This is a genomic window from Clostridium sp. BJN0001 (genome assembly GCF_022869825.1).
In the GTDB taxonomy this organism is placed as follows: Bacteria; Bacillota; Clostridia; order Clostridiales; family Clostridiaceae; genus Clostridium.
The window spans coordinates 1,187,884-1,213,155 of sequence record NZ_CP094971.1 but is presented as its reverse complement, the minus strand read 5'-3'; the positions used below and the strand labels follow the sequence as shown (position 1 = coordinate 1,213,155).

At 27.8% G+C, this 25,272-nt stretch carries 25 protein-coding genes; 6 read left to right on the top strand and 19 right to left on the bottom strand.

The window, feature by feature from the left end; genetic code table 11:
* Positions 1 to 44 precede the first annotated feature (44 nt).
* On the bottom strand, positions 45 to 1,184 hold the full coding sequence (locus MTX53_RS05755) for an aminotransferase class I/II-fold pyridoxal phosphate-dependent enzyme (RefSeq protein WP_244835301.1): 1,140 nt from the start codon (positions 1,182 to 1,184) through the stop codon (positions 45 to 47).
* 162 nt (positions 1,185 to 1,346) lie between these two features.
* Between MTX53_RS05755 and dapD the strand changes: the two genes are divergently transcribed.
* Positions 1,347 to 2,057 (top strand): 2,3,4,5-tetrahydropyridine-2,6-dicarboxylate N-acetyltransferase, encoded by a 711-nt coding sequence (gene dapD / locus MTX53_RS05750; RefSeq protein ID WP_244835300.1) that lies wholly within the window; start codon positions 1,347 to 1,349, stop codon positions 2,055 to 2,057.
* An 80-nt stretch (positions 2,058 to 2,137) separates the two neighbouring features.
* On the opposite strand, the gene MTX53_RS05745 is transcribed toward dapD, so the two are convergent.
* On the bottom strand, positions 2,138 to 2,797 hold the full coding sequence (locus MTX53_RS05745; RefSeq protein ID WP_244835299.1) for a single-stranded DNA-binding protein: 660 nt from the start codon (positions 2,795 to 2,797) through the stop codon (positions 2,138 to 2,140).
* A gap of 80 nt (positions 2,798 to 2,877) precedes the next feature.
* A complete protein-coding gene (locus MTX53_RS05740) occupies positions 2,878 to 3,657 on the bottom strand; it encodes a polysaccharide deacetylase family protein (RefSeq protein ID WP_244835298.1) in 780 nt (259 codons plus the stop codon).
* A gap of 102 nt (positions 3,658 to 3,759) precedes the next feature.
* Between MTX53_RS05740 and MTX53_RS05735 the strand changes: the two genes are divergently transcribed.
* Positions 3,760 to 4,287 (top strand): DUF4364 family protein, encoded by a 528-nt coding sequence (locus MTX53_RS05735; protein WP_244835297.1) that lies wholly within the window; start codon positions 3,760 to 3,762, stop codon positions 4,285 to 4,287.
* A gap of 12 nt (positions 4,288 to 4,299) precedes the next feature.
* Here the strand turns inward: MTX53_RS05735 and MTX53_RS05730 are convergent, their stop codons facing one another.
* Positions 4,300 to 5,202: a YncE family protein gene (locus tag MTX53_RS05730; protein WP_244835296.1), complete on the bottom strand. Its 903-nt coding sequence runs from the start codon at positions 5,200 to 5,202 to the stop codon at positions 4,300 to 4,302.
* A 142-nt stretch (positions 5,203 to 5,344) separates the two neighbouring features.
* Here MTX53_RS05730 and MTX53_RS05725 point away from each other — a divergent pair, with 142 nt between their 5' ends.
* Positions 5,345 to 5,593 (top strand): TIGR03905 family TSCPD domain-containing protein, encoded by a 249-nt coding sequence (locus tag MTX53_RS05725; RefSeq protein ID WP_244835295.1) that lies wholly within the window; start codon positions 5,345 to 5,347, stop codon positions 5,591 to 5,593.
* A 45-nt stretch (positions 5,594 to 5,638) separates the two neighbouring features.
* Here the strand turns inward: MTX53_RS05725 and MTX53_RS05720 are convergent, their stop codons facing one another.
* Together MTX53_RS05720 and MTX53_RS05715 are read right to left on the bottom strand one after the other, a co-directional pair.
* A complete protein-coding gene (locus MTX53_RS05720) occupies positions 5,639 to 6,952 on the bottom strand; it encodes a folylpolyglutamate synthase/dihydrofolate synthase family protein (protein WP_244835294.1) in 1,314 nt (437 codons plus the stop codon).
* Positions 6,953 to 6,962: 10 nt separating this feature from the next.
* Complete coding sequence (locus MTX53_RS05715; RefSeq protein WP_244835293.1) at positions 6,963 to 7,658, bottom strand: hypothetical protein; 696 nt, start codon at positions 7,656 to 7,658, stop codon at positions 6,963 to 6,965.
* Positions 7,659 to 7,823: 165 nt separating this feature from the next.
* Between MTX53_RS05715 and MTX53_RS05710 the strand changes: the two genes are divergently transcribed.
* Entirely contained in the window at positions 7,824 to 8,357 is a 534-nt protein-coding gene (locus MTX53_RS05710) for a DNRLRE domain-containing protein (protein WP_244835292.1), read from the top strand.
* A gap of 55 nt (positions 8,358 to 8,412) precedes the next feature.
* Here the strand turns inward: MTX53_RS05710 and MTX53_RS05705 are convergent, their stop codons facing one another.
* The 10 genes from MTX53_RS05705 to MTX53_RS05660 form a co-directional block, all read right to left on the bottom strand.
* Entirely contained in the window at positions 8,413 to 8,646 is a 234-nt protein-coding gene (locus MTX53_RS05705; RefSeq protein ID WP_244835291.1) for a hypothetical protein, read from the bottom strand.
* 77 nt (positions 8,647 to 8,723) lie between these two features.
* Positions 8,724 to 9,356 (bottom strand): GTP pyrophosphokinase family protein, encoded by a 633-nt coding sequence (locus tag MTX53_RS05700; protein ID WP_280527287.1) that lies wholly within the window; start codon positions 9,354 to 9,356, stop codon positions 8,724 to 8,726.
* A 66-nt stretch (positions 9,357 to 9,422) separates the two neighbouring features.
* Complete coding sequence (locus MTX53_RS05695) at positions 9,423 to 10,187, bottom strand: potassium channel family protein (protein WP_244835290.1); 765 nt, start codon at positions 10,185 to 10,187, stop codon at positions 9,423 to 9,425.
* Between the two features lie 38 nt (positions 10,188 to 10,225).
* Positions 10,226 to 10,882: an HAD family hydrolase gene (locus MTX53_RS05690; protein ID WP_244835289.1), complete on the bottom strand. Its 657-nt coding sequence runs from the start codon at positions 10,880 to 10,882 to the stop codon at positions 10,226 to 10,228.
* 114 nt (positions 10,883 to 10,996) lie between these two features.
* Complete coding sequence (locus tag MTX53_RS05685) at positions 10,997 to 12,148, bottom strand: DUF6398 domain-containing protein (protein ID WP_244835288.1); 1,152 nt, start codon at positions 12,146 to 12,148, stop codon at positions 10,997 to 10,999.
* A 159-nt stretch (positions 12,149 to 12,307) separates the two neighbouring features.
* A complete protein-coding gene (gene purB / locus MTX53_RS05680) occupies positions 12,308 to 13,738 on the bottom strand; it encodes an adenylosuccinate lyase (protein WP_244835287.1) in 1,431 nt (476 codons plus the stop codon).
* Positions 13,739 to 13,876: 138 nt separating this feature from the next.
* Positions 13,877 to 14,137, bottom strand: a complete 261-nt coding sequence (locus MTX53_RS05675) for an HPr family phosphocarrier protein (RefSeq protein WP_244835286.1) — start codon at positions 14,135 to 14,137, stop codon at positions 13,877 to 13,879.
* A 136-nt stretch (positions 14,138 to 14,273) separates the two neighbouring features.
* Positions 14,274 to 15,809, bottom strand: a complete 1,536-nt coding sequence (gene rny / locus MTX53_RS05670; RefSeq protein WP_244835465.1) for a ribonuclease Y — start codon at positions 15,807 to 15,809, stop codon at positions 14,274 to 14,276.
* Positions 15,810 to 15,975: 166 nt separating this feature from the next.
* Positions 15,976 to 17,157 (bottom strand): M20 family metallopeptidase, encoded by a 1,182-nt coding sequence (locus tag MTX53_RS05665; RefSeq protein ID WP_244835285.1) that lies wholly within the window; start codon positions 17,155 to 17,157, stop codon positions 15,976 to 15,978.
* Positions 17,158 to 17,177: 20 nt separating this feature from the next.
* Complete coding sequence (locus MTX53_RS05660) at positions 17,178 to 19,226, bottom strand: cell division FtsA domain-containing protein (RefSeq protein ID WP_244835284.1); 2,049 nt, start codon at positions 19,224 to 19,226, stop codon at positions 17,178 to 17,180.
* A gap of 161 nt (positions 19,227 to 19,387) precedes the next feature.
* Here MTX53_RS05660 and MTX53_RS05655 point away from each other — a divergent pair, with 161 nt between their 5' ends.
* Entirely contained in the window at positions 19,388 to 19,999 is a 612-nt protein-coding gene (locus MTX53_RS05655; RefSeq protein ID WP_244835283.1) for a hypothetical protein, read from the top strand.
* A 58-nt stretch (positions 20,000 to 20,057) separates the two neighbouring features.
* On the opposite strand, the gene asd is transcribed toward MTX53_RS05655, so the two are convergent.
* Both asd and MTX53_RS05645 read right to left on the bottom strand, forming a co-directional pair.
* Positions 20,058 to 21,143 (bottom strand): aspartate-semialdehyde dehydrogenase, encoded by a 1,086-nt coding sequence (asd, locus tag MTX53_RS05650; protein WP_244835282.1) that lies wholly within the window; start codon positions 21,141 to 21,143, stop codon positions 20,058 to 20,060.
* Between the two features lie 114 nt (positions 21,144 to 21,257).
* Positions 21,258 to 23,261, bottom strand: coding sequence for an ATP-dependent helicase (locus tag MTX53_RS05645; protein ID WP_244835281.1), 2,004 nt, complete (start codon positions 23,259 to 23,261; stop codon positions 21,258 to 21,260).
* Positions 23,262 to 23,370: 109 nt separating this feature from the next.
* Between MTX53_RS05645 and MTX53_RS05640 the strand changes: the two genes are divergently transcribed.
* Positions 23,371 to 24,852, top strand: coding sequence for a nicotinate phosphoribosyltransferase (locus tag MTX53_RS05640; RefSeq protein WP_244835280.1), 1,482 nt, complete (start codon positions 23,371 to 23,373; stop codon positions 24,850 to 24,852).
* Positions 24,853 to 24,907: 55 nt separating this feature from the next.
* On the opposite strand, the gene MTX53_RS05635 is transcribed toward MTX53_RS05640, so the two are convergent.
* Positions 24,908 to 25,225 carry a hypothetical protein gene (locus MTX53_RS05635; protein ID WP_244835279.1) on the bottom strand — a complete coding sequence of 106 codons (318 nt, stop codon included), beginning with the start codon at positions 25,223 to 25,225 and terminating at the stop codon, positions 24,908 to 24,910.
* Positions 25,226 to 25,272: the final 47 nt, after the last annotated feature.

The window sequence follows — 25,272 nt, the reverse complement described above, 5'->3', positions numbered from 1 at the left end:
AAGAGAGCTTTTATTAAATATTTAAGCTCTCTTTTTTATACTATCTATTTTAATTTAGCCAAAAATATTTCAATTCTATCAAATGCTTCTTTTAAAGTATCATCTGAATAACAATAAGAAATTCTCATATATCCTTCTCCACCTTTTCCAAAAGCAGATCCCGGAACACACCCAACTTTTCCCTCAGTTAAAAGTTTTTCACAGAATTTTTCTGATGTCATATTAAATTTTTTAATTGAAGGGAATATGTAAAATGCACCTTTTGGCTCATTAACATCAAAACCAAGTTCTTTAAGCCTTTTCATACAATAATTTTTTCTGTTTTCAAATATTTTTCTCATATTTTCAACATCACTTCTGCAATTTTTTAAGCCTTCAAGTGCACCATATTGAGAAATTGAAGGTGCACATGATACACCATACTGATGAACTTTTGAAATTTCCTTAAGTATTTTTTTGCCGCATGCAACGTATCCTATTCTAAGTCCAGTCATTGAAAACATCTTTGAAAAACCACTTATATATATTACTTGATTCTTTAAATCTTCATCTTGAGCAACTGAATAATATTTATCAAATATTATTGAAGCATACATTCCATCATCAATAACATAGAGATTATTTTCTTTTATTATCTCTATTAATTCTTTCATATTTTCATAAGTCATGAGTGCTCCTGTAGGATTTGATGGAAATGATAGCATTAAATATTTTATATCTTTATTAAATTTTATTTTTTCTTTTATATTATTAATATTTACTGAGAAATCTGAATTTAAATCATAATTTATTACATCAGCTCCAAGTATTTTGGATATATTTTCATATGCAGGATATGCTGGAGTTGGAATAAGTATTTTATCTTTCTTAGATAGTAGTGCTGAAAAAGCTGCATATAGCCCCTCACTTCCTCCAATTGTAAGTATAATTTCATCTTTATCATACTTTATTCCTATTGTCTTCAAATATTTTGAAATTTCTTCTCTTAATTCTTCTATTCCTGCATTTGAAGTATATGATGTCTTATTTTCATTTATTGCGTCAATCATAGCAGATTTTACACTGCAAGGAACATTAAAGTCAGGTTGCCCAATAGTTAAAGATATTGCTCCTTCTACATTTTTAACCTTCTCAGCAAATTTTCTTATTCCTGATATTTGTATATTTAAAATATTATCGTTCATAATATTGCTCCTCCTCGTTTTATGGATATAGTATTAATTTTACAACGTAATAATACTTATTTCAATTATTTATATTTTTTATTATTACTCTTTAATTTTTTCTGAATTTTTATTATAATTATATTAGTAATATTTATTTTACAAATAAGAAAGGATGATATAATGTCATATAATTTAACAGATCCATATGAAATAGCTAGATACATAAAAGAATCAAAGAAAGCAACACCAGTAAAAGTATACGTAAACGGAGATCTATCTAAAGCAGATCTTAGTGAGATCGAATGGTATGGTTCAAACGGATTTTACTTACTTATTGGAGAATCTGATATAATAACAAAAATAATTCTCGACAATAAGCAATTAATTAAACATTTCAGACTTGAAAATGACAGAAGAAATTCTGCTATTCCAATGCTTGACTTATTAGAAATTGATGCAAGAATCGAGCCTGGTGCTATCATAAGAGATAAAGTATCTATTGGTAAAAATGCAGTAATTATGATGGGTGCAGTAATTAACATAGGTGCAGAAATTGGAGACGAAACTATGGTAGATATGAATGCTGTAGTAGGTGCTAGAGGAAAACTTGGTAATAATGTTCATTTAGGTGCTGGTGCTGTTGTTGCTGGTGTTTTAGAACCACCAAGTAAAGATCCATGCATGATAGGTGATAATGTTCTTATAGGAGCTAATTCAGTAATCCTTGAAGGTGTTAAAGTTGGAAACGGATCTGTTATTGCTGCAGGTTCTGTTGTAACTGAAGATGTACCTGAAGGTGTCGTAGTTGCTGGATCTCCTGCTAAAATAATTAAATCTGTAGATAACAAAACTAAAGGAAAAACTAAACTTTTAGATGATTTAAGAAAATAAAATAAAAAACCTTTGCACTAATTTCTAATTAGTACAAAGGCTTTTTTAGTTTTAGGCAGAAATAATTTATTCGTTTGCAGTTAGACTGCGCCTTCCTGGTTTTGAGAATCGCTTTTTTCAGATTTTTCAGACTTTTCCATTTTAGAAATAGAAACTTCATAAGCTACTTTCTTTATGACTTTGTCCTCAGATATTTTTTTCTGATATTCTCTGCTCTGAAGTCTTCCCCAAACCTTAATTTTGTCACCTACATTCAATGTCTGACAGAATCTTGAATTTCTTCCCCATGCAATAGTAGGTATATAATCTGACTTATTATATGCTCTGTTTACAGCAAGAAGCACATCTGCAATCTCTCTTCCAAAAGGAGTTGTTCTATAAACTGGTTCTTTGCAGATATACCCGTCCAAGAATATTTCATTTGGATTTTTGCTCTTTTGAGTGCATGATTCAATATTTCTGGCAAATACAGTTAAAATAAGTTTATTAGAACCATCAATAAACTTATTATATGATCTTAACTGTCCTTCTACAATGATTTCACTTCCAACATCAATCTGCATATTTGTAATAAGTCTTTCAGATACTGTTACATTAAGAGTATCTACCGAATCACTAAGTCTCATTACATCAAGATTAAAAGTGTAAAACCCTTCTCCATACATCTCATGACTAAATTCTAATTTGGTTGCTACCTTTCCTTCAAGATAAATTTTGTTATTTAACATTAAATTATCCATTTGTAAACCCTCTCTCTATCAGTGAATATTGTTGCCACTATATGCTTTGTCCTGCATATATTACCATTATAATACAAATGTTATTTATTTTTCAAGTTTTTTATTAATTTATATTGTCTTCCATTATTATCAATGTAATAATCATCCTTATAAATCATATCGCCAACAGTTTTAAATAAATATTCTTTATCTTTTAATTCTTTAATAATTCTCTCTAAATTCTCAGGTGTGTATTTTGCATTATTGTGGAATAGTAAGATAGAACCATTTGAAACTCTTTTCATAACCCGTTTATATTCTATATCTAGTCCCTCTTCTTTCCAGTCAACAGAATCAGCATCCCATTGAATTGGAATATATCCCCTTTTTTTTACTTCATCAACAGATTTATTATTATATGATCCGCTCGGAAATCTAAATAAATTTGTTCTCTTACCAGTACATTTTTCAATTGTTTCATTAGTTTTTTCAAGTTCCTCTGCTATTTTTTCGCTTGATACTTTCGTAAAATCACAATGACTATAGCTATGAATACCTATTTCTTGCCCTCTTTTAGCTATGTCTTTCGTATAGTTAAGATTTGAATCATTATAATTAATCCATCCTCCCATTAAAAAGAAAGTTCCTTTAATATTATACTTATCTAGAATATCAAGTATTACTCCTAAATTATCCTTTTTAGCCCAATTAACATCGAAAGTAATACTAACACATTTTTTATCTGTATCTACAGAATAAATGGGGATGCTATGCGATTCATTTCCTACTGTAAAATTTTGAAATTTATAATAAAGCAGTACTGATACAACAGACACTATAAGAAAAATAGTAAGTACAACTTTATTTTTTACATAGCTCATATTATCAATCCATTTTATTAATTCTTTATTTAATATATTCACCATTAAATAATTTATGTTATAATTTAAAGTATAAGTTATAATTACAGTTTGGAGGTTATCATGTACGAAAATTCAGCAGAACTTGCAGAGAACAAATTATTGATGTTATATGTTTTAAATAAGCTGGATACTCCTATATCCAATACTCAATTTACTGATATTATGCTGGAGAACACTTTTCTAAACTATTTCAATTTTCAGCAATATTTATCTGAATTAATTGAATCGGCTTTTGTAGAATACATATCATATAATAATAAAAAAAAGCTTCTCTCAATAACTAAGAAAGGTAAAACTGTTCTTTCTTTATTTAAAGATAGAATTTCTAAAGCTAATATGGATTTCTTTGATAAATTTATTGAAGATAATCTTAAGATTATAAAGAAAGAACTTACTATAAATGCGGATTATACACTAGGTAAAGACGATACATTTATAATAGATTTAAATGCACTTGAAAATGGTTCAATATTAATGGAAGTAAAGCTTACCGTTCCTACTAAAGAACAGGCTATTTCTATATGCAAAAAATGGAAAAGTAATCCATCGAAATTGTACAATAGTATATTTTCTCTTTTTATCGAATAATATTTTGTATGCTTATTCAATAAAGCTCTTATTAATAAAAAGCATATTATTAGGTTCTGGTCCTATATTTATGCTTTTTATTTTTTTAAATAAAGGTGTGCTTAATATGTCTATTTTCCCATTTTCATAGTCTGATATAAAAATATTTTGATTTATTTTGAGTATTGATTTAGGCATTCCACCTATATAGACATTTTTTACTACACTTTTTTCTTTTAAATCTATTATGCTGATGCATTCTCCCAAAAAGTTAGTAACATATAAAAGATTGTTTTCGTCTTCAAAGATGTCCGACGGACAAAAACCGACTCTTATTTCATAAACGACTTCATTTTTAGCTAGTGAAATTATTTCAATGCTTCCCTCTTTTCCTTTGTCAAAATCAGCACTACAAATATATAAGTATCTTCTATTTCTAGATATTTTAAGTTTTACAGGATGTAATCTGACTTTTATTCTTTTTATCTCGTGATCAGAAAAACAATTAATTACTGAGACTGTATTCTCTCCCATATTTCCAACAAATATTCTTCTTCTTTCATTATACAATTCAATACTATGTGGCTGTCTTCCTACTGGGATCTGGATATTTATCATTTTAGTCCTAAGATTAAATAATATTACAGAATCAGACTCCCCACAACATATATATGCTTTTCTTAGATTAAAAATTGCAATGTCATTTGGATGTGCTCCTATATAATAATTCTCATATTTATATGATGCTAAACTAAATTTTGTTATGCTGTTTTTTAAATTATCTGTTGTGTATATGTCTCCCCTATAAATTATAAGCCCATGATGCCCTGAAACAGAATTATGGCATGATGAAATTATTCTCTTTTTAACTAATTTTTTCACATCTATAACGTTAATATCATCATTTCCATTATTACATAATATTACAGAACTCATCATTTATTCTCCTACTGTTTAAATAATATTTCATTAATAATCTATTCCTTACTTTTCTATATTGTGACATTGAACTTGCTTATTTGAGTATTATATTATATTATATTTTTGTATTTAGGATAGACTTAAAGGAGGATAAATCATGTTTTCTTATGAAACAAAAGGAACCTGTTCATCAAGAATTGATCTTGAAATAGAGAACAATAAAATAAAATCTGTTAACTTTGTAGGTGGGTGCTCTGGTAATCTTCAAGGAATAAGCGCTCTTGTTAAAGGAATGTCTATAGATGAAGCTTATAAAAAACTTTCTGGAATAAAATGTGGAAGTAAAAATACCTCATGTCCTGATCAACTTTCTAAAGCACTTTTAGAATGGAAAAAAAGGGCCTAATTCCATCGAATTAAGTCCTTTTATACTTACAGTAAAGTATTTCATTTATATATCATCAAAATAATTTACAATTATTTCTCTCATATCTCCTATCATATATAATGAGCCACATATAAGAATCATATCATCGTCATCTGCTTTATTTAATGCATCAATAAATGCAGCTTTATAATCATTAAATGCAACTGTATTTTTATTGTATTTAACAATTTTTTTAGCTAAAGTCTCACTATCTGATGCTCTATCGCTAATTGGTGAAAGTGTATATACTCTAAATGCCATAGGACATATAGTTTCTATCATTTTATCCACTTCTTTATCATCTAGAATTCCTATAATAAGAAATAACTTTTTATATTTGAAATAGAATTCAATACTTTCTTTCAGCGATGAAACGCCTTGAATATTATGCGCACCATCTATAAGAATTTTAGGTTTTCTATTTAAAAGTTCAAGTCTTCCTTTCCATTTTACATTTGATGCAGCATTTTCTATTATTTTTTTATTTATTTTTATATCTTCCTTCTTAAAAAATAGTTCTACTGAATTTACAGCAGTCAATAAATTTAGCACTTGATATTTCCCAATAAGAGAAAATTTCATCTCATAATCATTAAATTCTGTTTTTATTTTTACTTTTTGATAAATTTTATCTTTATCAAAACATATTCCTAAAAACTCAACATCGTTTGGTGAAAGTATTTTTATTTTTGAATTTTTCTCATAAGCTCTTTTTTCTATAACATCAGTTATTTCAGAATCTTGAGGATATACAACTGTTATAGAATCATTTTTTATTATTCCTGCCTTTTCATATGCTATCTTGTCTAATGTGTCTCCAAGTATAGCCATATGATCATACCCTATAGCACAAATAACGCTTACTAATGATGTTAATACATTAGTTGAATCAAGTCTTCCTCCAAGTCCTACTTCTATAACTGCATAATCTACTTTTTTAATGTAAAAATATAAAAACATTACAATTGTAGTTACTTCAAACTGTGAAGGATAACTATATCCTTCAGAAATTGAAGTGTCAATAGCTTTTTTTACTTTATCCATAATAAACGCTAGATCATCCTTTTTTATATTTACACCATTTATCTGGATTCTTTCTTCAAATTCATTTAAATATGGAGAAGTATACATACCTGTCTTATAACCATATTCTTTCAAAATTTCGGCTATTATTGATGTTATTGAACCTTTTCCATTTGTTCCTGCTACATGTATGAATTTTACTTTTTTATGAGGACTTTTAAGCATCTCTAAAATATGCTCAGTCCTTTTCAAATCTGCTTTTGAGCCAAAACGATGAAAACTATTTAAATACGACATTGCTTCTTCATAATTCATTTTTTATCTCCTAATCTTCTAGTAACTGTAAAACTGGTCTATATCCTGTATTTTCTTTAAAATCTCTGTATTCTTTTCTAGTATCTTTACCTTTTTCTAAACAGTATTTAGTATTATCTAATTTTTTGCTATAAATAAATGATGGTATTTCATTATGCCATAAATCTTCTACATCTTTTTCAAATTCATCCTGATTTACTTTATCTGGGAGTCCTAATATATCATTTTCGTTTAATATATATTTTTCCCATTCTCTTTCAATATCTGACTCTTTTAATAATCTTAACATGAAATTATATCCATCAATTGTAATAACTTTTCCTTTAACAAAACCTAAAAGGTCAAGTTCATCAAAAGAAATATTTTTTAATATATTTCTATCGCTTATAAGCATCTTTTTATCTTCGTAATTTATTTCAATCCATGATAATTTATAAACATTATCTTTATCTGTGTTTCTTATTTCAATTTTTTCACCATTATATTCTCTTATATCACTATAATCTACAAAATCTAATGGTCGTTTAACTTTTTCATCATCTAAATATAATGTTCCAAATTGTCGTATTATGCCAGTAGAAAAATTTAAATTATTAAACTCTCTTTTAAACAAATCTTTAATTTTTTTAATTGCAGAAAGTGTTGAAACTGTAGCTAATGCGCATACTACTCCTGTACCTATAAATTTTATTTTCTTACTATTCATAATAGCATACCTCCATAAATTCTCAAATTTTTAATAAATTAATTTTAACATATTTCTCCTTGTTTTAATACATATATAAAATTTTATTTATATGCAACATTTCCAAATAACTATCATAACATGTATTGAGGCAATATTGTCTAAATTAAGTATAAGGAGTTTCTTATGTTAAAATCAAACATTACATTCAATGCTAGTGATGTAACTTACGTATCTAGTGAAGAATCAAATAAGAATTTTAGCCATTCTCAATATCTCTTGTCTGGATTAAAAAAAGATGAAACTGATTCTGGAATAATCATATACAAGTCTCTATTTAAATTTAATCTAACACCACTAAATAATATGCAAGTAAAAACAGCTTACCTATGTTTTAAAATAAGTTCTATATATCCAGAAATAAAATATTATAGAAATAATACATTTTCTCTATATAAAAACTTAGAAAATTATAATTATTCAACTGTTACATGGAATTCATTTCCTAAAGTAGATCATGAAAGTCAAATAGAACTAAATATCGGAATAAATGATGTTGGCAAATATATAAGCATAAATATAACAAATTTTATTAATTCATGGATAAAGAATAAAAATAATTTTGGAATTACACTTAAAACAAATTCAAAGAACAAACTTTCAGTACTTAATATATGCTCAACTACTTCCTCTAATCCTCCATGTCTAATAATTTTATAATTTATTAAAAAGGATACTGCACTTTGCAGCATCCTAATTCTAAATGTTTTTCAAGCTATTTTTCAAGCAATTCAAGAAGTTCATAAACAGCATTTCTTGCATTCTTAGGAAGTGTATTTATAGCTCTCTGTCTCTCTTGTTCAGTTCTAAGCTGTGCTATCTTAAGTATCTTCATTTGAAGTCCTGGAACATTTTTTAATTGATTTACTGTTCTGTTAAATTTCATTGCAAATTCAGGATCTTGTTTAAGTTTAGTCTGCAATTTGCTTATAAGCTGATACCCATTCATTCATATCCTCCAAATAAAAATAGTTTTATAATTTATAATATTCATAAGAATTAAAATATGTACTACTCTATTTTTATTTACTTAGATCCAATTTTTTCAACTTCCTTTTGAATTTCAAGCATTTTTAAGTCTGTAGATGAAATAACATCAGCACACTCTTTAAGTTCTTTTCTTATATAAGAAGTATCTTCTCCTATTTCTGTTTTATAATATAATTTATGCTCAAGGCTTGCCCAAAAGTCCATTGCTATAGTTCTAATCTGTACTTCTGCACGTATTGGCTTTACGCTATCAGAAAAAAATACTGGTACTTCAAGTACAAGATGTAGACTTCTATAGCCATTTTTCTTTGGATTTTTTATATAATCTTTTTTCTGAATTAAAGTTATATCATCCTGATTTATTAAAAGATCTGCAATTTCATAAATATCGCTTACAAAAGAACATATTACTCTTATTCCAGCAATATCGTTTAAATTTTGCATTGCAGATCTCATAGTCATTTCAAAACCTTTTCTCTCAAGTTTTCCCATTATACTCTTTGGAGATTTAACTCTAGTTTTTATATACTCTATAGGATTTCTTTTTCTATCTACGCTAAATTCGTCATTAAGTACTGATATTTTTGTACTTATTTCTTTTATAGCAGATCTATATATCATACTTATACGTTCTATTTCATCAAATTTTTCTTCATACTGCTGCGTGATACTTTTTTCCTGGGGAAAAAATTTCTCGCATAAATTTTTTTTGGTTTCCACAAATGTCCCCCCGTTTTATTTTTCCTTTTCTTTAAGTTTCTTAAGTTTATCGCATATGTCTAATATTTCTTTATCTGTAAGATCGTCAAAAGAATCAAGTTTTTTCTTTATTTTTTCAATTTCAAAATTACTATTCTTTTTAAAAGAACCCTTTATAAAATAAGAAGAGATAGCACCAGTTAGAAGACCTGCAAAGCCTACTCCTATAACCATTAGTATTCCTGCTATAAATCTTCCAGGTTTCGTATTGACCTTAATATCTCCATACCCTACAGTTGTAATTGTTACTATAGTTAACCACAATGAATCAGAAAAAGATTTTTTTTCCACTATAGATATGCTCATTGAACCAATTATAATAATTGATATGGTTATTGTAAAAAGATATAAAATGCGATTATTTTTTACATTATTAAAAATACGTTTTTCAAATTTAATCATCATAACTGAAAATTTAATTATCTTCAAAATATGTATTAAAATAAGAAATCTATATGCATCATAATTCTTAAGCATATAAATAAAAATATAATATGGTATTAATGATAACAGATCTATTTTATTATATAAAAAGAAACTTAATTTATATTTTGAAAGAGAAAATTTATAAATAAATTCCACAAAAAATATTAACCATATAAAGCAGCTAATTATTAATAATAAAATATAAAATTCATAATTAAAATTATTCTTTTCATCTATAATCACAATTAATCCAGAAATTAAAGATAATAATCCAATAAGAATATCAAATCTACTTTTATCTTCTTTGAGCTTCAAATTTATCACCATTATTATTATTGTAATAAAAAAAATTATTATACATTACTAATAATTTTAAAAATATCCGAAACATTTTTTGCAATAAAATCAGCACCATTTGTTTTGAGTTCTTCTAATGTTCCAAATCCATATAATACTCCTATCGACTTTATTCCATTTTTTTTAGCTCCTAAAATATCATACTGCCTATCACCTATCATTATAACTTTTGATTTATTAGTAATATTTAGTTCTTTTAATGCATAATATATAATTTCATCTTTATTAACCCTTGTCTCTTCAAAATCTGCTCCAGATACAAAATCAAAATACTTATCTATATTAAAATATTTAAGAATTTTCTTTGCATAAACTTCTGGTTTTGATGTTGCAAGAACTATATGTATTCCTTTTTCTTTTAGTCTTCTTAATAAATCTTCTATTCCATCATATAAAAAATTTTCAAATATTCCTTTATCGGCGTAATATTCTCTATATTTATATAATGCTTTTTGTGATTTTTCTTTATTAAAGCCATAATATTTACTAAAAGATTCCAAAAGTGGCGGTCCTATAAATTTTTTTAATTTTTCCATATTTTTTTCATCTATTCCAAAATACTTTAGCGAATATATTATGGAATTAATTATTCCTGTACAAGAGTCAGTAATTGTTCCATCTAAATCAAATAATATATGTAAATCTTCTTCCAAAGTAGAATCATCTCCTAAATTTAAATATTTTAATTATACAAAAAAGTAAGATACTGAAAAATAAATTATAGTTTAAGCTTAAATAAAAAAGCCTGCATAAAATGCAGGTTTTTTTTAAATCATTTTCTCAATTTCAAAATCGAGTTTTTTAACTTTAATCCACGATTTCATTTCTTCATTATCCCATATATTAAGTCCTAGCTTCGCATAAAATATAGCTTCTTCATTTGAACCTTTTTTCGTTACTTTATGTAAAACCTTAGGTAACTTCTTAATTCCTAATATATAATCAAATACATATTGATTTCTCTTATATGCTCTTCTTAAAGCTTTCTCAGCATCGCTTTTATCATTCATTTTAAATAGTAGAGCAGCTTCAGCATAAATAAGCATAAGAGATCTATCATTATATTTCTTTAACAGTTCTTGACATTCATTATACTGATTATTTTCTATAAGCCAATGTGAAAGAAGTCCTTTAGCCATTAATAAATCTTTTTTATCAAAATTGACTACATCTTTAAGATTAGTAATAGCTTCTTCTCTTTTTCCAATCTTCCATAAATGTTTTGCTAAAGTATACTTAGCACCAAAAAACTGTCTTGCTATTGGTAAACTATAAATTCTTTTATCTACAGTATCTAAGTCATCTTTAATTCCTAATACATTCTGTGCTGCCATTACTGCTTTATTTAAAATTTCAATCTTTTCAGAATCTGTTAAAGCTGGATTTTTTGATAATATTATATATGCATCTGAACAATTTTCATATATTTTTAATGCATCCTTAGCATAAACCTGACTGTCTTTAAAGTTTTTCATATTCCATGCATAATCAGCAACTTTTTGTGCTTTAAAATATCTTCTATCTACTAAAAACCTAAATTGTTCATTCTGCATATTTTTTGATATTTTCCATTTATCAGAATTCTCATCAAGCGATAATAATTTTCTTACGTCTTTTGATTTATTAAGACCTGTACTACTACTTATATTAAATGCTTTATATAAATCAGAAACTTTTAGAGAAATATCATTTTTTGAATCAAAAAGCCCATTTATAGTTCCTAACGCATGAACTAAACCGCAAGCCCATGATTCACTTTTACCTTTCATTAAATTCTCTTTATTATTCTCATATATCAATTTTAATGATCTTATTAATAAACTTTTATAATCAGATGTAAGAAATTTATCTGAAAAATCGCTCAGTTTATTACTAATATCTTCATACTTATCATCTACTGCTTTAGATAATTTCTGCATTTCCTGATAACTCCTTTGTTTGTTCTGTATCAAAATACAAAACCTTTATATTTTTTTGCACTTTTTTTATTATACCACATATATTAATGTAATTTCTACATATTTATTATTTGGGAGAATAACATTCAGTATGTTTAATATCTGCAGAAATATATACGATTAAACAGTTATATCACTCTTTATCTTTATAGCTTCCTTGTTTGAATCTATTATAGGATTTACATATTCATCTATAAATTCTGTAACCTGGCTTGGAGCTCTTCCTATAAATTTAGAAGGATCTATAATTCCAAGAATTTCTTCTTTAGTAAGTCCAAATGATTTATCATTAATGATTCTATCTATTAAATCATTATTAAGTCCTTCACCTTTAACTCTTTGGGCTGCTGCCATTGAATGTACTCTTATCTTTTCATGAAGTTCTTGTCTATCCTTGCCATTTTTTACAGCTTCCATCATAATATTTTCAGTTGCCATAAATGGAAGTTCTCTCTGTACATGAGATCCTATTACCTTATCATATACAACCATATTTTCTGCAATATTTATATATAAATTAAGTACTCCATCAAGTGCTAAAAATCCTTCAGAAATTGATAATCTCTTATTTGCAGAATCATCAAGAGTTCTTTCAAACCATTGTGTACCTGCTGTTATAGCTGGATTTAATGAATCAACTATAACGTATCTTGAAAGAGAACTCATTCTTTCACTTCTCATAGGATTTCTCTTATATGCCATTGCTGAAGATCCTATCTGATGTTTTTCAAATGGCTCTTCCATCTCTTTCATATTTTGAAGAAGTCTTAAATCATTGCTAAACTTATAGGCACTTTGTGCAATTTCTGATAATGTATTTAAGATAATTGAATCAAGTTTTCTTGGATAAGTCTGACCTGTAACTGCAAATGATTTCTTAAAGCCCATTTTTTCAGCTACCATATGATCTAACTTCTTAACTTTTTTCTGATTTCCATCAAAAAGTTCCATAAAACTTGCCTGTGTACCTGTAGTTCCTTTAACGCCTCTAAGCTTTAAATTCTCAATAACAAAATCTATATTTTCAATATCCATTACTAGATCCTGCATCCAAAGTGTTGCTCTCTTTCCAACAGTTGTAAGCTGTGCAGGCTGAAAATGTGTAAATCCAAGTGTTGGCATATCTTTATACTTTAATGCAAAATTTTTAAGATGATTTAATACTGTAACTATCTTCTCTTTTATTAAATAAAGAGCATCTCTCATTATTATAATATCTGTATTATCTCCAACAAAACATGAAGTAGCACCAAGATGAATTATTCCTTTTGCATGAGGGCACTGAAGTCCATATGCATATACATGGCTCATTACATCATGTCTTACTTCTTTTTCTCTTTTTGCTGCATCATCATAATTAATATCATTTACATGAGCTTTTAACTCTTTTATTTGTTCATCTGTAATATTAAGGCCTAACTCTTTTTCGCATTCAGCAAGAGCTACCCATAATTTTCTCCAAGTAGTAAACTTTTTATCTTCGGAAAATATAAAACTCATTTCCTTAGATGCATACCTTGAATTTAAAGGTGTACTGTATAAATTTCTCATTAAAAAACCTCCAAAAGTAATAATCTGCGAATTTTTTCTATCATAACTCTCATATTATATCATATTTTTTGTATTTAATCAGTAATTATACTAAAATAAAAAAGGGGTTCCTTAAAATAAGGAACCCCTTTTATAAAATTAATCTTCTAATGATTCAACTAATTTTGCTAATTCTTCAACAGCTGCGGCTTCATCAGCACCAGTAGCAGAGAATTTAATCTTTGCTCCTTCAGTAACAGCTAGAGATAAAACTCCGATAAGGCTTTTTACATTTGCTTTCTTGCCATTATATTCTATATTAATATCTGACTTAAAAGATGAAGCCTTTTTTACTAATAATGTAGCTGGTCTTGCATGAAGTCCTGAACCATTTTTTACTACAACTTCTTTTTCTGTCATAACACACACCTCTTTACATAAATATAATAAATATAGCACTTAACTATTTCAGTATAAACGATTTCTCAATTAATTTCAAGCATAAGTTTACCCATTATTCAATTATGTAAAAAAAAGGCTTTTAATAAAGCCTTTTTTATTTTGCATAGTCTATTGATCTTGTTTCCCTTATGACATTTATTTTTATCTGTCCTGGGTATTCAAGTTGTTCTTCAACATTTTTAACTAAATTGTGTGCAAGTTCAGCTGCTCCTGCATCATCAATTTTGTCTGGTTTAACCATAATTCGAATCTCTCTGCCAGCTTGAATGGCATATGACTTTTCTACACCTTCATATGAATTTGCAATTTCTTCTAACTTTTCCAATCTCTTAATGTATGTCTCAACAGCTTCTCGTCTTGCGCCAGGTCTTGCTGCAGATACAGCATCTGCTGCCTGAACAAGTACAGCTTCTAAGGACTGCATTTCGACATCCGAATGATGAGCAGCAATAGCATTAACAACTAACGTAGATTCATGATACTTTTTAGCAATATCCCCACCTATTAAAGCATGAGGTCCTTCAACTTCTTGATCAATTGCTTTTCCAATATCATGTAGTAAACCTGCTCTTTTAGCTAAAGCAACATCTAATCCAAGCTCTGAGGCCATAACTCCAGCAAGATATGATACTTCTACTGAATGTTTAAGCACATTCTGACCATAACTTGTTCTGTATTTTAGCCTTCCTAAAAGCCTTATTAGCTCTGGATGAAGTCCATGAACATTTGTTTCAAGAGCGGCCTGTTCGCCCTCTTCTTTTATGTTTACTTCAACATCCTTTGTTGCTCTTTCAACCATTTCTTCGATTCTTGCAGGATGAATTCTGCCATCCACTATTAACTTTTCAAGTGCTATTCTAGCTATTTCCCTTCTTATAGGGTCATAACTTGAAAGTATTACTGCTTCTGGAGTATCATCAATTATTAAATCTACCCCTGTTAAAGTTTCTAAAGTCCTAATGTTTCTTCCTTCTCTTCCGATAATTCTGCCTTTCATTTCATCGTTTGGAAGAGACACAACATGTACAGTCGACTCAGATACATGGTCCGCAGCACATCTTTGAATAGCTGTTGTAATAATTTCTTTTGCTTTCTTATCAGCATCTTCTTTTGCTCTGCTTTCAATGTCTTTAATCATAACTGCAACATCATGAGAAATTTCCTTTTTAACTTCATCCAAAAGAATTTCTCTTGCTTCATCACCAGTTAAAGAAGCTATTTTTTCAAGTTCACTTCTTCTCTTTTCATAAAGCTTTTGAGCTTCTGTTTCAGTTTTCTCAACTTCTGCCATTCTGTCGCTTATTGTCTGTTCTCTCTTTTCAAGTTGATCACCCTTTTTATAGAGCGATTCCTCTCTCTGTAAAACTCTTCTTTCAAGCCTCTGAACCTCATTTCTTCTGTCACGAGATTCTCTGTCAAAATCACTTCTCATCTTATGAACTTCTTCTTTAGCTTCAAAAATAAGTTCCTTTTTATAAGTTTCACCATCTTTTTTAGCCTTATCAAGTTCATCTTTAGCCTGATTCTTTAGTAATTCTGCCTTTTTCTTAGATTCATTTTCTATAATTTTGTATACTATCATTCCTAAAATTAATAGAACTATAATATCTATTATTATTAAAGTTACTATATTCACATAAACACCTCCTAATCACTTCTTTTTTATAATCAATAAGAAAGTATAGTAGGTGTCATATTCTTCTCACTGAATTATTTGGAATATGATAAACCAGTATTACTCTATCATTTTATATTATTATTATATTGATGTCAAGTTTTACTATCATATATAAAATTTAATTATTTAAGAATTTAAAAGCGGCTAAAGCCTGTATAGATGCGCCTATCTCAAGGCAGTCTTCATCTACATTAAATGTACTACAATGAGCAGGCTCCGTTGTACATTTTTCTTCATTTCCTGATCCTAAAAAGTAAAATGCTGAAGGCTTTTCATTAGCAAAATATGCAAAACTTTCAACTCCCATTTTAGGTGCTTTTTGCTCTAGTACATTTTCTTTTCCTATTATTTCTTCTGCTGATTCTCTTATTAATTTAACAAATTTATCATCATTATATAAGCAAGGATAGCTTTCAACAATCTCTATTTCTGCTTTTGCTCTTGAACTTTGAGCTATTCCGTTTACTATTTCTTTTAATCTTTTAATTGCAAACTCCCTGTCTTCTTTAGTCATTGTTCGTATCATGCCTTCAAAAACGACATCTTTTGGTATTACGTTTGCAGCACTTCCTGCATTTATCATTCCTATACTTATTACCGCAGGATTTACAGGAGATATTTCTCTACTTACTATTGTTTGAAGTGCAAGTATTATATGACTTGTAATAACAACTGGATCTACACTATGTGATGGATATGCACCATGTCCACCTTTTCCTATGATTTTCACTTTAAATGGATTTGAAGCAGCATTTACAACTCCATTTTTTATCATTATCTTCCCAGTACTAACATTTTCATCTACATGAAGCCCTAAAATTCCTTCTGGTGATGGATTTTCAAGTGCTCCTTCCTGAATCATTTTAACTGCTCCTCCTGTTGTTTCTTCTGCAGGTTCAAAAAATAGTTTAACTATACCTGAAAATTCATCCTTATGTCTATTTAAAATCATTGCAGCTCCTAGAAGAACAGTTGCATGTGCATCATGACCACATGCATGCATTTTTCCATCTATTTTAGATGCATAACTTACTTTGTTTTCTTCCTTTATAGGAAGAGCATCTATATCAGCTCTAAGTGCTATAATTTTATTATTTCCATTTTTTGTACCACGTATTATTCCAATAACACCTGATACACCTGAAGTTTTGAATTCTATATTATTTTCTTTTAATATATTTTTAATATAATCTGCGGTCTTCTTAGTTTCAAAATCTAATTCAGGATAAGAATGAAAATGTCTTCTTATTGAAATTAATTTATCTTTTATATCATGTGCTTCTTTTTTAAAATCTACCATTTTATAATTCTCCTTAATAATTATTTGATATTCTGCCAAAATATCTTTATCACATCATTTTCTTTTAAAGAATAAGTATATTGCACATCTGCTCCATTTACTGTGATATGTATAATACCTTTTGGAATAGTAAGATCAAAATCATAGAAATTAAACACATCAACAACTACGTATTCATCTTTACCTGTTAAAGTAACTTCTTCATCATTTACTGTAACATGCAAACTTTTTCCTTTACTAATTAAATCTTCTTTTTTATCTAATTTTTTAATATCGCCTATTTCTACTGCTGATTCTTCTATATAATCTTCACTTTGAGTATTTAAACTTTCAATTTTTTTCTTAGTAAATATCTTTTCGCCTTCAGTTACAATATACGATTCATCAGCCTTATTATCATTTATAAATAAATCATCATCTGTTTTTAAAACATACTTTTTAATATAAGAAATTGATTTTGGAATAAATATCTTAATATTATCCCCATTTTCTATAATATAATTAATATCTTTTCTATCCTCATTTACTATAATTATAGGATCTAAATTTACTATATTATTATCTATATACACTGAAATAGAATTTATGCTGTTTATATATTCAGAAATTTTAGGATGTGCATTATCTCCATCTTTAGCAAACATAACATCTATATTATCATTTTCAATTATTTCAGATTCAATGTTTGCTTTTTCACCATTTATTTTTATCTCTGCATTTTTTCCAAGATTTCCAAATACTATTCGTTTATTACCATTATATGTGAACCTAACTGCTTTTCCAGTTTTAGCGATCATTAATGATGGATTTACTCCAGCCTGTATAAGTGCATCCATAACTGTATGTTTATGTGAATTAAACAAACTTATCGGTTCATCATTTAAAACAACATCTATAAAATCTGTTCCTGAATTTCTTATTGCAACTAGTGCTATTCCAAGTACTGTAACACCTGATGAGCCAAGATTATTATTAGATATACAGTCATTTATAGAATTTCTATCTTTTATAGCAACTCTTGTCTCAGGTATATTTAAGTTTTGTGCAATTTTTTTACTTATAAATGGAGTGTGTGCTCCACCTCCAACTAGAAAAACTGCACTTGGAGATTTATCTCCATTAAGTTCAATTATTTTCTTTGAAACTTCTTCTGCGATTTTTGATATAGTACTATCTATAACTTTTAAAATTTCATCAGATTTTATTGTATTTTCTATCCCAACTACATCTGTAAATGTGACTTCATCATTATCTAAAAGTTTTCTTTTTATATCTTCTGCTTCATTAAAATCCACAAGATATTCTGTAACTATTTTTTCTGTAATCTCATCACCTGCAAGGGGAACCATTCCATAAGCACTTATAGTTTGATCTGAACTTATTGCAACATCAGAAGTTCCTGCTCCTATATCTACAAGTGCAAGATTTAAAAGTCTCAATTTTTTAGGAATTGTAGCTTCCATGGCAGCAATAGGCTCTAATGTAAGACTTACTACTTTCAAATTTACTTTATTCATAACAGAATATAAAGAATCAACAACTGAACGCGGAAGAAATGTCGCTATAACTTCAGCAGATATATTATCTCCTTTATGTCCTAAAAGATTAGAAATAACATATCCATTTAAATAATATGCCTTAACTGAATATCCCACACAATAAAGTTTTCCTTCAGTTGAACTTTTTATTTCTTCCTCAGCCTTCTTTACTGCACTTAAATTGAGGCTTCTTATAAGTTCTTTATCTATTTCAGTATCAGAATCAATTTCAAGATCGGTCTTTATTGTAATTGTCTTTAAAAGTCTTCCAGCAGCTGCAATTGAAACTTCTGAAAGTTTAAATCCCATTTCATCTTCAAGCGCCTTTTTTACACGGCTTACTGTAAGCGATACTAAATTTATATCATGAATTTGTCCATCAACCATAGCTCTTTCTTCATGTTCCAAATATTTTTCCGAAATGACATTAAATTTTTTGTCTTGAACAATTCCGACAGTACCTATTATTGATCTTGTTCCTATATCTAATGAAAAAATAATATCTTTCTGATTAAAATTTTTTATTTCCATATTATAAGCACAACCTTCTTTATAAATTACTCAATATAAATTATATAATAGTTTTTATTTACTTACAATGAAGTTATTAACAGTAATATACAAAAGAAAATTTTCTCTTGACATTTATTGGAAAATAATATACAATTATTCCCATTAAGGAGATGATGTCTGTGTTTAATAGCAAAATAGCTATTTTACTAATTATTATTGTACTTTTAATTATACCAACTCCTGTATCTGCCGATGTAGGAAATATAGGAAAAAATTCATCAATAGAGATAGCACCTATAACACTTAAATCGTCAATGACAATAAAAGCGAAATCACCTGAAATTGTATATAATCCATACAACATATCAATAAAAAGTAATATCAGTATAGAAAAAGCTTATGATATGCTTTCTGGAACAACTTACCAAACAAAAGAATGTGCAAAAGCTTTCGTTGAAGCCGAAAACTTAGATAATCCTATAAATTCAATTTTTTTAATAGCTCTTACAAGGCTTGAAAGTGGGCATGGCAAAAATATACTCGCTACAAATCAAAATAATATATCAAGTTGGAGAATAAGTCGTGGAGGATACAGAACTTTTGAAAGTAAAGCTTCCTGCATAAAAGATACTGCTAGCCTTTTAAGTAAGCAATATATTTCTCCATCAGGACTATATCATAAGGGTACAAGCATATGGAATATTGGAACTTCGTACTCAGAAAGTAATATTTGGGCAGAGAATGTAAACATAATATCATATGAATTACTTAATAAGTATAAAAACAACTAACTATAAATAATAATGGATGAAAAATAATATTTTTCATCCATAAAATATTTGTTTTAAATTATTTAGACTTAATATACCCTGCTGCAGTTAAAAGTTCTGCGGATAATACTCCGCCGCCTGCTGCACCTCTTAATGTATTATGAGATAGGCATACAAATTTATAATCATAAAGTACATCTTCTCTTAATCTACCCATGCTAATTCCCATGCCATTTTCATAATCACGGTCAAGTTTTGGCTGAGGTCTATTATCTTCCTGCATATATCTTAAAAATTTCTTTGGTGAAGATGGAAGATTTCTTACTATTTCTGGTGCTTTGTAATTTTCCCATGCATTTATTATTTCTTCTTTTGAAGGCTTCTTATCGAATTTAACAAATACGGCTGCAATATGTCCATTACTTACAGGTACTCTTAAGCACTGTGTTGTAATAACTGGATTAGTTGCATTGACAATTTTTCCATCTTGAACTGTTCCCCAAATTTTAAGTGGTTCTTTTTCACTTTTTTCTTCTTCACCACCAATATAAGGAATAACATTATCAAGAATTTCAGGCATTTCTTTAAAAGTTTTTCCTGCTCCTGATATTGCTTGATATGTGCATGCTAAAATAACCTTTGGACCATATTCTTTTAAAGCATTAATTGCAGGAACATAACTTTGTATTGAGCAATTTGGTTTTACTGCAATAAATCCTCTCTTTGTACCAAGTCTCTTTTTCTGAGTTTCAATTACTTTCATATGATCTGAATTGATTTCAGGAATCATCATTGGAACATCTTCTACACCTCTATTTGCAGAGTTATTTGATACAACTGGTGTTTCATGTTTTGCATATTTTTCTTCAAGTTTTTTTGTATCTTCTTTATTTAATGAAACAGCGCAGAAAACAAAATCAACCTTTTCACAAACTGCATCTACATCATCTGCATCCATAACTACCATATTCTTAGCTTTTTCTGGTATATCAGAATCCATTTTCCATCTTCCGTCTACTGCCTTTTCATAAGTTACTCCTGCAGATCTTTTACTTGCAGCTAAAGCAGTAACTTCAAACCATGGATGGTTTTCAAGTAAAGTTATGAATCTTTGACCTACCATTCCTGTGGCTCCTATTACTCCAACTTTTAGTTTCTTTTCCATTATAAAATCACCCCAAATATTTATTTCTTTATTTATGTTTATATGATATCATGGAAATTTAAATTAGTAAAATTGATAATTTTTATTGTTTGTATCAATTTTTTCGATACATTCTTAATCTTTTTTCAAAAGAGAATTTGTCATTAATATATCAAGATTAAAACTTCTTGTAATTCCTTTATCAAATTTAATTGTAATTTTACCATTATCTATTTCCTCTACTAAACCATTTTTAAAAGTCTGATGCATAACTTTATCTCCTTTTTTAAATCCATATGTGTCAAACTTTAGTCTATCAAGCCTTGCTTCTTTTATAAATCTTGATGCGTCTTTAAAATTTCCACTTCTATTTTTAGGAGAATAAACGTAAAGATTATCTATTGAACGTGTTATTCCAACATAAAATAATCTTCTCTCCTCTTCAATATCATTATTTTTGAAGCTATAATATGGAATTGTATCTTCACACACATTTATTATATATACATTATTAAATTCCATTCCTTTAACACTATGTATGGTTCCAAGTATAACTCCATCTTCCGGTTTTTTTCTTCTATTTTTTTCTATTTCTTTTTTAAAATTATCTATATATTCTAAAAGTTCAAAAATTGTTGAAAATCCTTCTGCTGCCGATTTAAATTCCTCTACAATTTCCTCACATTCTTCGAAATCTTGTTTAAATTTTTCAGAATAGTTTTTTAAATACTCCATATATTTTAAATCTGATAATATATACTGTATTGCAGAAGAAAGTGATATTTTGTTAAGATAATTTATATCCTTATTAAAATCGCTTATTGCTTTTTTTAAAAATGGCTGAATATCATTTTTTTCAAGTAAAATATCAAATGGTGATTTTCTTTCCATATAATTTCTTACATAATTTATATTTTCTTTGCTTATATATCTAAACGGTTTATTAATTATTCTTATAAAACTATCTATATCATAATTATCTATTGATAATTTTAAATATGAAACTATATCTTTTGCTATAAAATGTTCAAAAAAATTATATCCTTTATCTAAAAGGCAAAACTTAATTTTGTTTCTTATAAAACTTCCAATTATCGATAAAGATTCTGAATTCGTTCTATATAAAACCGCGTTTTTTGAGTAAAGAATTCCTTTATCATAATATTTCTTTATTATACTTGATATATTGTCAGACTCACTATGTTCATTAAAAGTCTGAATCCATCTTACTGTACCATCTTGAATATTATTTGCAATTATCTTTTTATCATTTCTTTCCTTATTATATGATATAAGATTTTTAGAAAATTCTATTATATTTTTTTTACTTCTATAATTAATTGATAAATAGTATTTTTTAGCATCACTAAATATTTTATCAAATGTGACCATATATTCTGGTTTTGAGCCTCTAAATGAGTAAATACATTGGTCTTCATCTCCAACTGCAAATAACGAATTCTTTTCATCATTCATAAGTTTTAAAAATTCTATTTGAAGCTGATCGCAATCCTGAAATTCATCTACAAGTATATATTTAAATAGCTTCTTATAACCGTTTCTAAGGCTTTCATTTTTCTTTAAAAGATCAATAGCTTTTATAGCTAGATCATCAAAATCAAACTCTCCTTTTGCATTTTTATATTCTTCGTAAGTATTTAAACATTTTTCAAAAATTTCTTTTGAAATAGACGGTTTAAACTTACTAAAATCTTCTCCTGATGTTTTGTATAGTGATATATTATTAAGTACATCTTTTATTTTATCTTTTGCTGAATCATCAAAATACTCAGATAATACGTTCCCAATTATTTTTATTTTTATATGTTCATCAATAATTTTTATGTTTAAACCATCCCTAATAAGTATTTTATAAAATAGTCCATGGAAAGTTCCAAAAAAAGGTGATGAATCTCTTTTAAACTTATCCTTATATCTTGATTTCATATCAATAGATGCAGCTCTAGTAAATGTTATTACTATAATGTTACCCAAAAAAACTTTCTTCTTATCTATAAGATAATTAACTCTATTTATTATTACTGTAGTTTTTCCAGAACCAGGTGCAGCTATAATTAAAGAATTTCTATTTTCTGTCTTAACCGCATTTATTTGATATTTATCTAAATTTATCTTCATTTTACATCCTTTCTCAGTTTCACACACTGTTATTATATCCATTTTCTATTGTAATAACCTTTTTATAGATGTACAATAGTTTTAAGATTTTAATGAAAAGGAGTTTATTATGAACAATACAGTTTTTAATGTTAAAGACGAAAGAAATCTTACCATGCTCGTTGATTTTTATGAACTTACAATGGGTAATGGATATTTTGAAAAAGAATTAAAAGATAAAACAGCTTATTTTGATATGTTTTTCAGGAGAATTCCTGATGGTGGTGGATACTGCATAATGGCAGGAGTTCAGCAGCTTATAGAATATCTTAATAATCTTAAATTTTCCGATGATGATATCGAATATTTAAGAAGAAAAGATTGCTTTGATGAACGTTTCTTAGAATATTTAAGAGATTTTAACTTTACATGTGATGTATGGGCAGTCCCAGAAGGTAACCCAGTATTCCCAGGAGAACCACTTGTTACTGTAAGAGGACCAGTTATTCAGGCTCAACTTCTTGAAACAATGGTACTTTTAACTATAAATCATCAGACACTTATAGCTACAAAAGCTAATAGAATAACAAGAGCTGCTGGAAATAGACCTGTTATGGAATTTGGATCAAGACGTGCACAAGGATATGATGGTGCAATATATGGTGCAAGAGCTGCTGTTATTGGTGGATGTAGTTCTACTGCATGTACAATTTCAGACAGAATGTTTAATATTCCTGCTGTTGGTACAATGGCTCATAGCTGGGTACAGTTATTTGATACTGAATATGATGCCTTTAAAGCATGGGCTGAAATAAATCAAGATGACTGTGTACTCTTAATAGATACATATAACGTTATAAAATCTGGTCTTCCAAATGCAATTAAAGTATTTAATGATGTACTAAAACCATTAAATAAGCGTCCAATCGGTATAAGAATTGATTCAGGTGATATTACTTATCTCACTAAAAAATGTAGAAAAATTTTAGATGATGCAGGATATAATGATTGTAAAATCATAATTTCAAATTCACTTGATGAATATATAATTGAGGACGTTTTAAGTCAAGGAGCTGTAATAGACTCATTTGGAGTAGGTGAAAGACTTATAACTGCAAAATCAGAACCCGTATTTGGTGGAGTATATAAACTTTCAGCAGTAGAAGATAAAAATGGAGAAATCGTACCAAAGATAAAAATCAGCGAAAATGATGAAAAAATAACAAATCCAGGCTTTAAAAAAATAGTAAGACTATTTGATAAATCATCAGATAAAGCTATCGCAGATTTAATTACTTTAAGAAATGAAAAAATTGATACTACAAAGCCACTTACTATCTTTAATCCTATACATACATGGAAGAGAAAGAAAATAAAGAATTTCTATGCAAAAGAAATTCAAACTCAAATATTTAAAAATGGAAAACAGACTTATACCTCTCCTACAGCACTTGAGATTAGAGATATAGTAAAAAGTGAAACTGCAAAACTTTGGCCAGAAGTTTTAAGATTTGAAAATCCTCATACTTACTATGTAGATTTATCAGAAAACCTATGGACTTTAAAACAGACACTACTTAGAAAATATTCTGATTCGTATAATGAAAATTAAAGAATTTATTAAAAAATGACTGATGAAAATAATTCATCAGTCATTTTTTAATAATTTAATTATTCTTTATCACAGAAATATTAATTATTTCATTCTGAAATGCTCTAAGTAGAGCTTTTTCAAGGACTTTTTCATTATCAAAATTTTCTGAGTCTTTACATACAGAAAAGACTTTATTTATTTCACCTTTACAGTTTTTATATGTTAATGTGACATTTGGATTATTATACTCAACATCAATAATCTTTATTCCCCATGAAATCTGAGCGAAGTCACCATCAACAGTAAGCTTTGTCAAGTCCTTTAACTTCTTATTATCTTTAGTAGGATCATTAACTATTAATAGTTCATCTCCAACTTTATATTTAGCCATAAAATACGCCTCCAATATAGATATCATTTTTAAATATATATTACTAT

What these genes read in the sequence shown, in the direction of transcription:
- MTX53_RS05705 (WP_244835291.1), bottom strand. Translation starts at nt 8,646, where the DNA reads ATGAATGGGTATCAGCTTATAAGCAAATTGCAGACTAAACTTAAACAA.
- MTX53_RS05715 (WP_244835293.1), bottom strand. Translation starts at nt 7,658, where the DNA reads ATGAATAGTAAGAAAATAAAATTTATAGGTACAGGAGTAGTATGCGCA.
- MTX53_RS05635 (WP_244835279.1), bottom strand. Translation starts at nt 25,225, where the DNA reads ATGGCTAAATATAAAGTTGGAGATGAACTATTAATAGTTAATGATCCT.
- purB (WP_244835287.1), bottom strand. Translation starts at nt 13,738, where the DNA reads ATGAGAAATTTATACAGTACACCTTTAAATTCAAGGTATGCATCTAAG.
- MTX53_RS05720 (WP_244835294.1), bottom strand. Translation starts at nt 6,952, where the DNA reads ATGAATTATGAAGAAGCAATGTCGTATTTAAATAGTTTTCATCGTTTT.
- MTX53_RS05740 (WP_244835298.1), bottom strand. Translation starts at nt 3,657, where the DNA reads ATGAGCTATGTAAAAAATAAAGTTGTACTTACTATTTTTCTTATAGTG.
- MTX53_RS05660 (WP_244835284.1), bottom strand. Translation starts at nt 19,226, where the DNA reads ATGGAAATAAAAAATTTTAATCAGAAAGATATTATTTTTTCATTAGAT.
- MTX53_RS05665 (WP_244835285.1), bottom strand. Translation starts at nt 17,157, where the DNA reads ATGGTAGATTTTAAAAAAGAAGCACATGATATAAAAGATAAATTAATT.
- MTX53_RS05735 (WP_244835297.1), top strand. Translation starts at nt 3,760, where the DNA reads ATGTACGAAAATTCAGCAGAACTTGCAGAGAACAAATTATTGATGTTA.
- MTX53_RS05710 (WP_244835292.1), top strand. Translation starts at nt 7,824, where the DNA reads ATGTTAAAATCAAACATTACATTCAATGCTAGTGATGTAACTTACGTA.
- MTX53_RS05675 (WP_244835286.1), bottom strand. Translation starts at nt 14,137, where the DNA reads ATGACAGAAAAAGAAGTTGTAGTAAAAAATGGTTCAGGACTTCATGCA.
- MTX53_RS05640 (WP_244835280.1), top strand. Translation starts at nt 23,371, where the DNA reads ATGAACAATACAGTTTTTAATGTTAAAGACGAAAGAAATCTTACCATG.
- MTX53_RS05685 (WP_244835288.1), bottom strand. Translation starts at nt 12,148, where the DNA reads ATGCAGAAATTATCTAAAGCAGTAGATGATAAGTATGAAGATATTAGT.
- MTX53_RS05725 (WP_244835295.1), top strand. Translation starts at nt 5,345, where the DNA reads ATGTTTTCTTATGAAACAAAAGGAACCTGTTCATCAAGAATTGATCTT.
- MTX53_RS05645 (WP_244835281.1), bottom strand. Translation starts at nt 23,261, where the DNA reads ATGAAGATAAATTTAGATAAATATCAAATAAATGCGGTTAAGACAGAA.
- MTX53_RS05730 (WP_244835296.1), bottom strand. Translation starts at nt 5,202, where the DNA reads ATGAGTTCTGTAATATTATGTAATAATGGAAATGATGATATTAACGTT.
- dapD (WP_244835300.1), top strand. Translation starts at nt 1,347, where the DNA reads ATGTCATATAATTTAACAGATCCATATGAAATAGCTAGATACATAAAA.
- MTX53_RS05755 (WP_244835301.1), bottom strand. Translation starts at nt 1,184, where the DNA reads ATGAACGATAATATTTTAAATATACAAATATCAGGAATAAGAAAATTT.
- asd (WP_244835282.1), bottom strand. Translation starts at nt 21,143, where the DNA reads ATGGAAAAGAAACTAAAAGTTGGAGTAATAGGAGCCACAGGAATGGTA.
- MTX53_RS05745 (WP_244835299.1), bottom strand. Translation starts at nt 2,797, where the DNA reads ATGGATAATTTAATGTTAAATAACAAAATTTATCTTGAAGGAAAGGTA.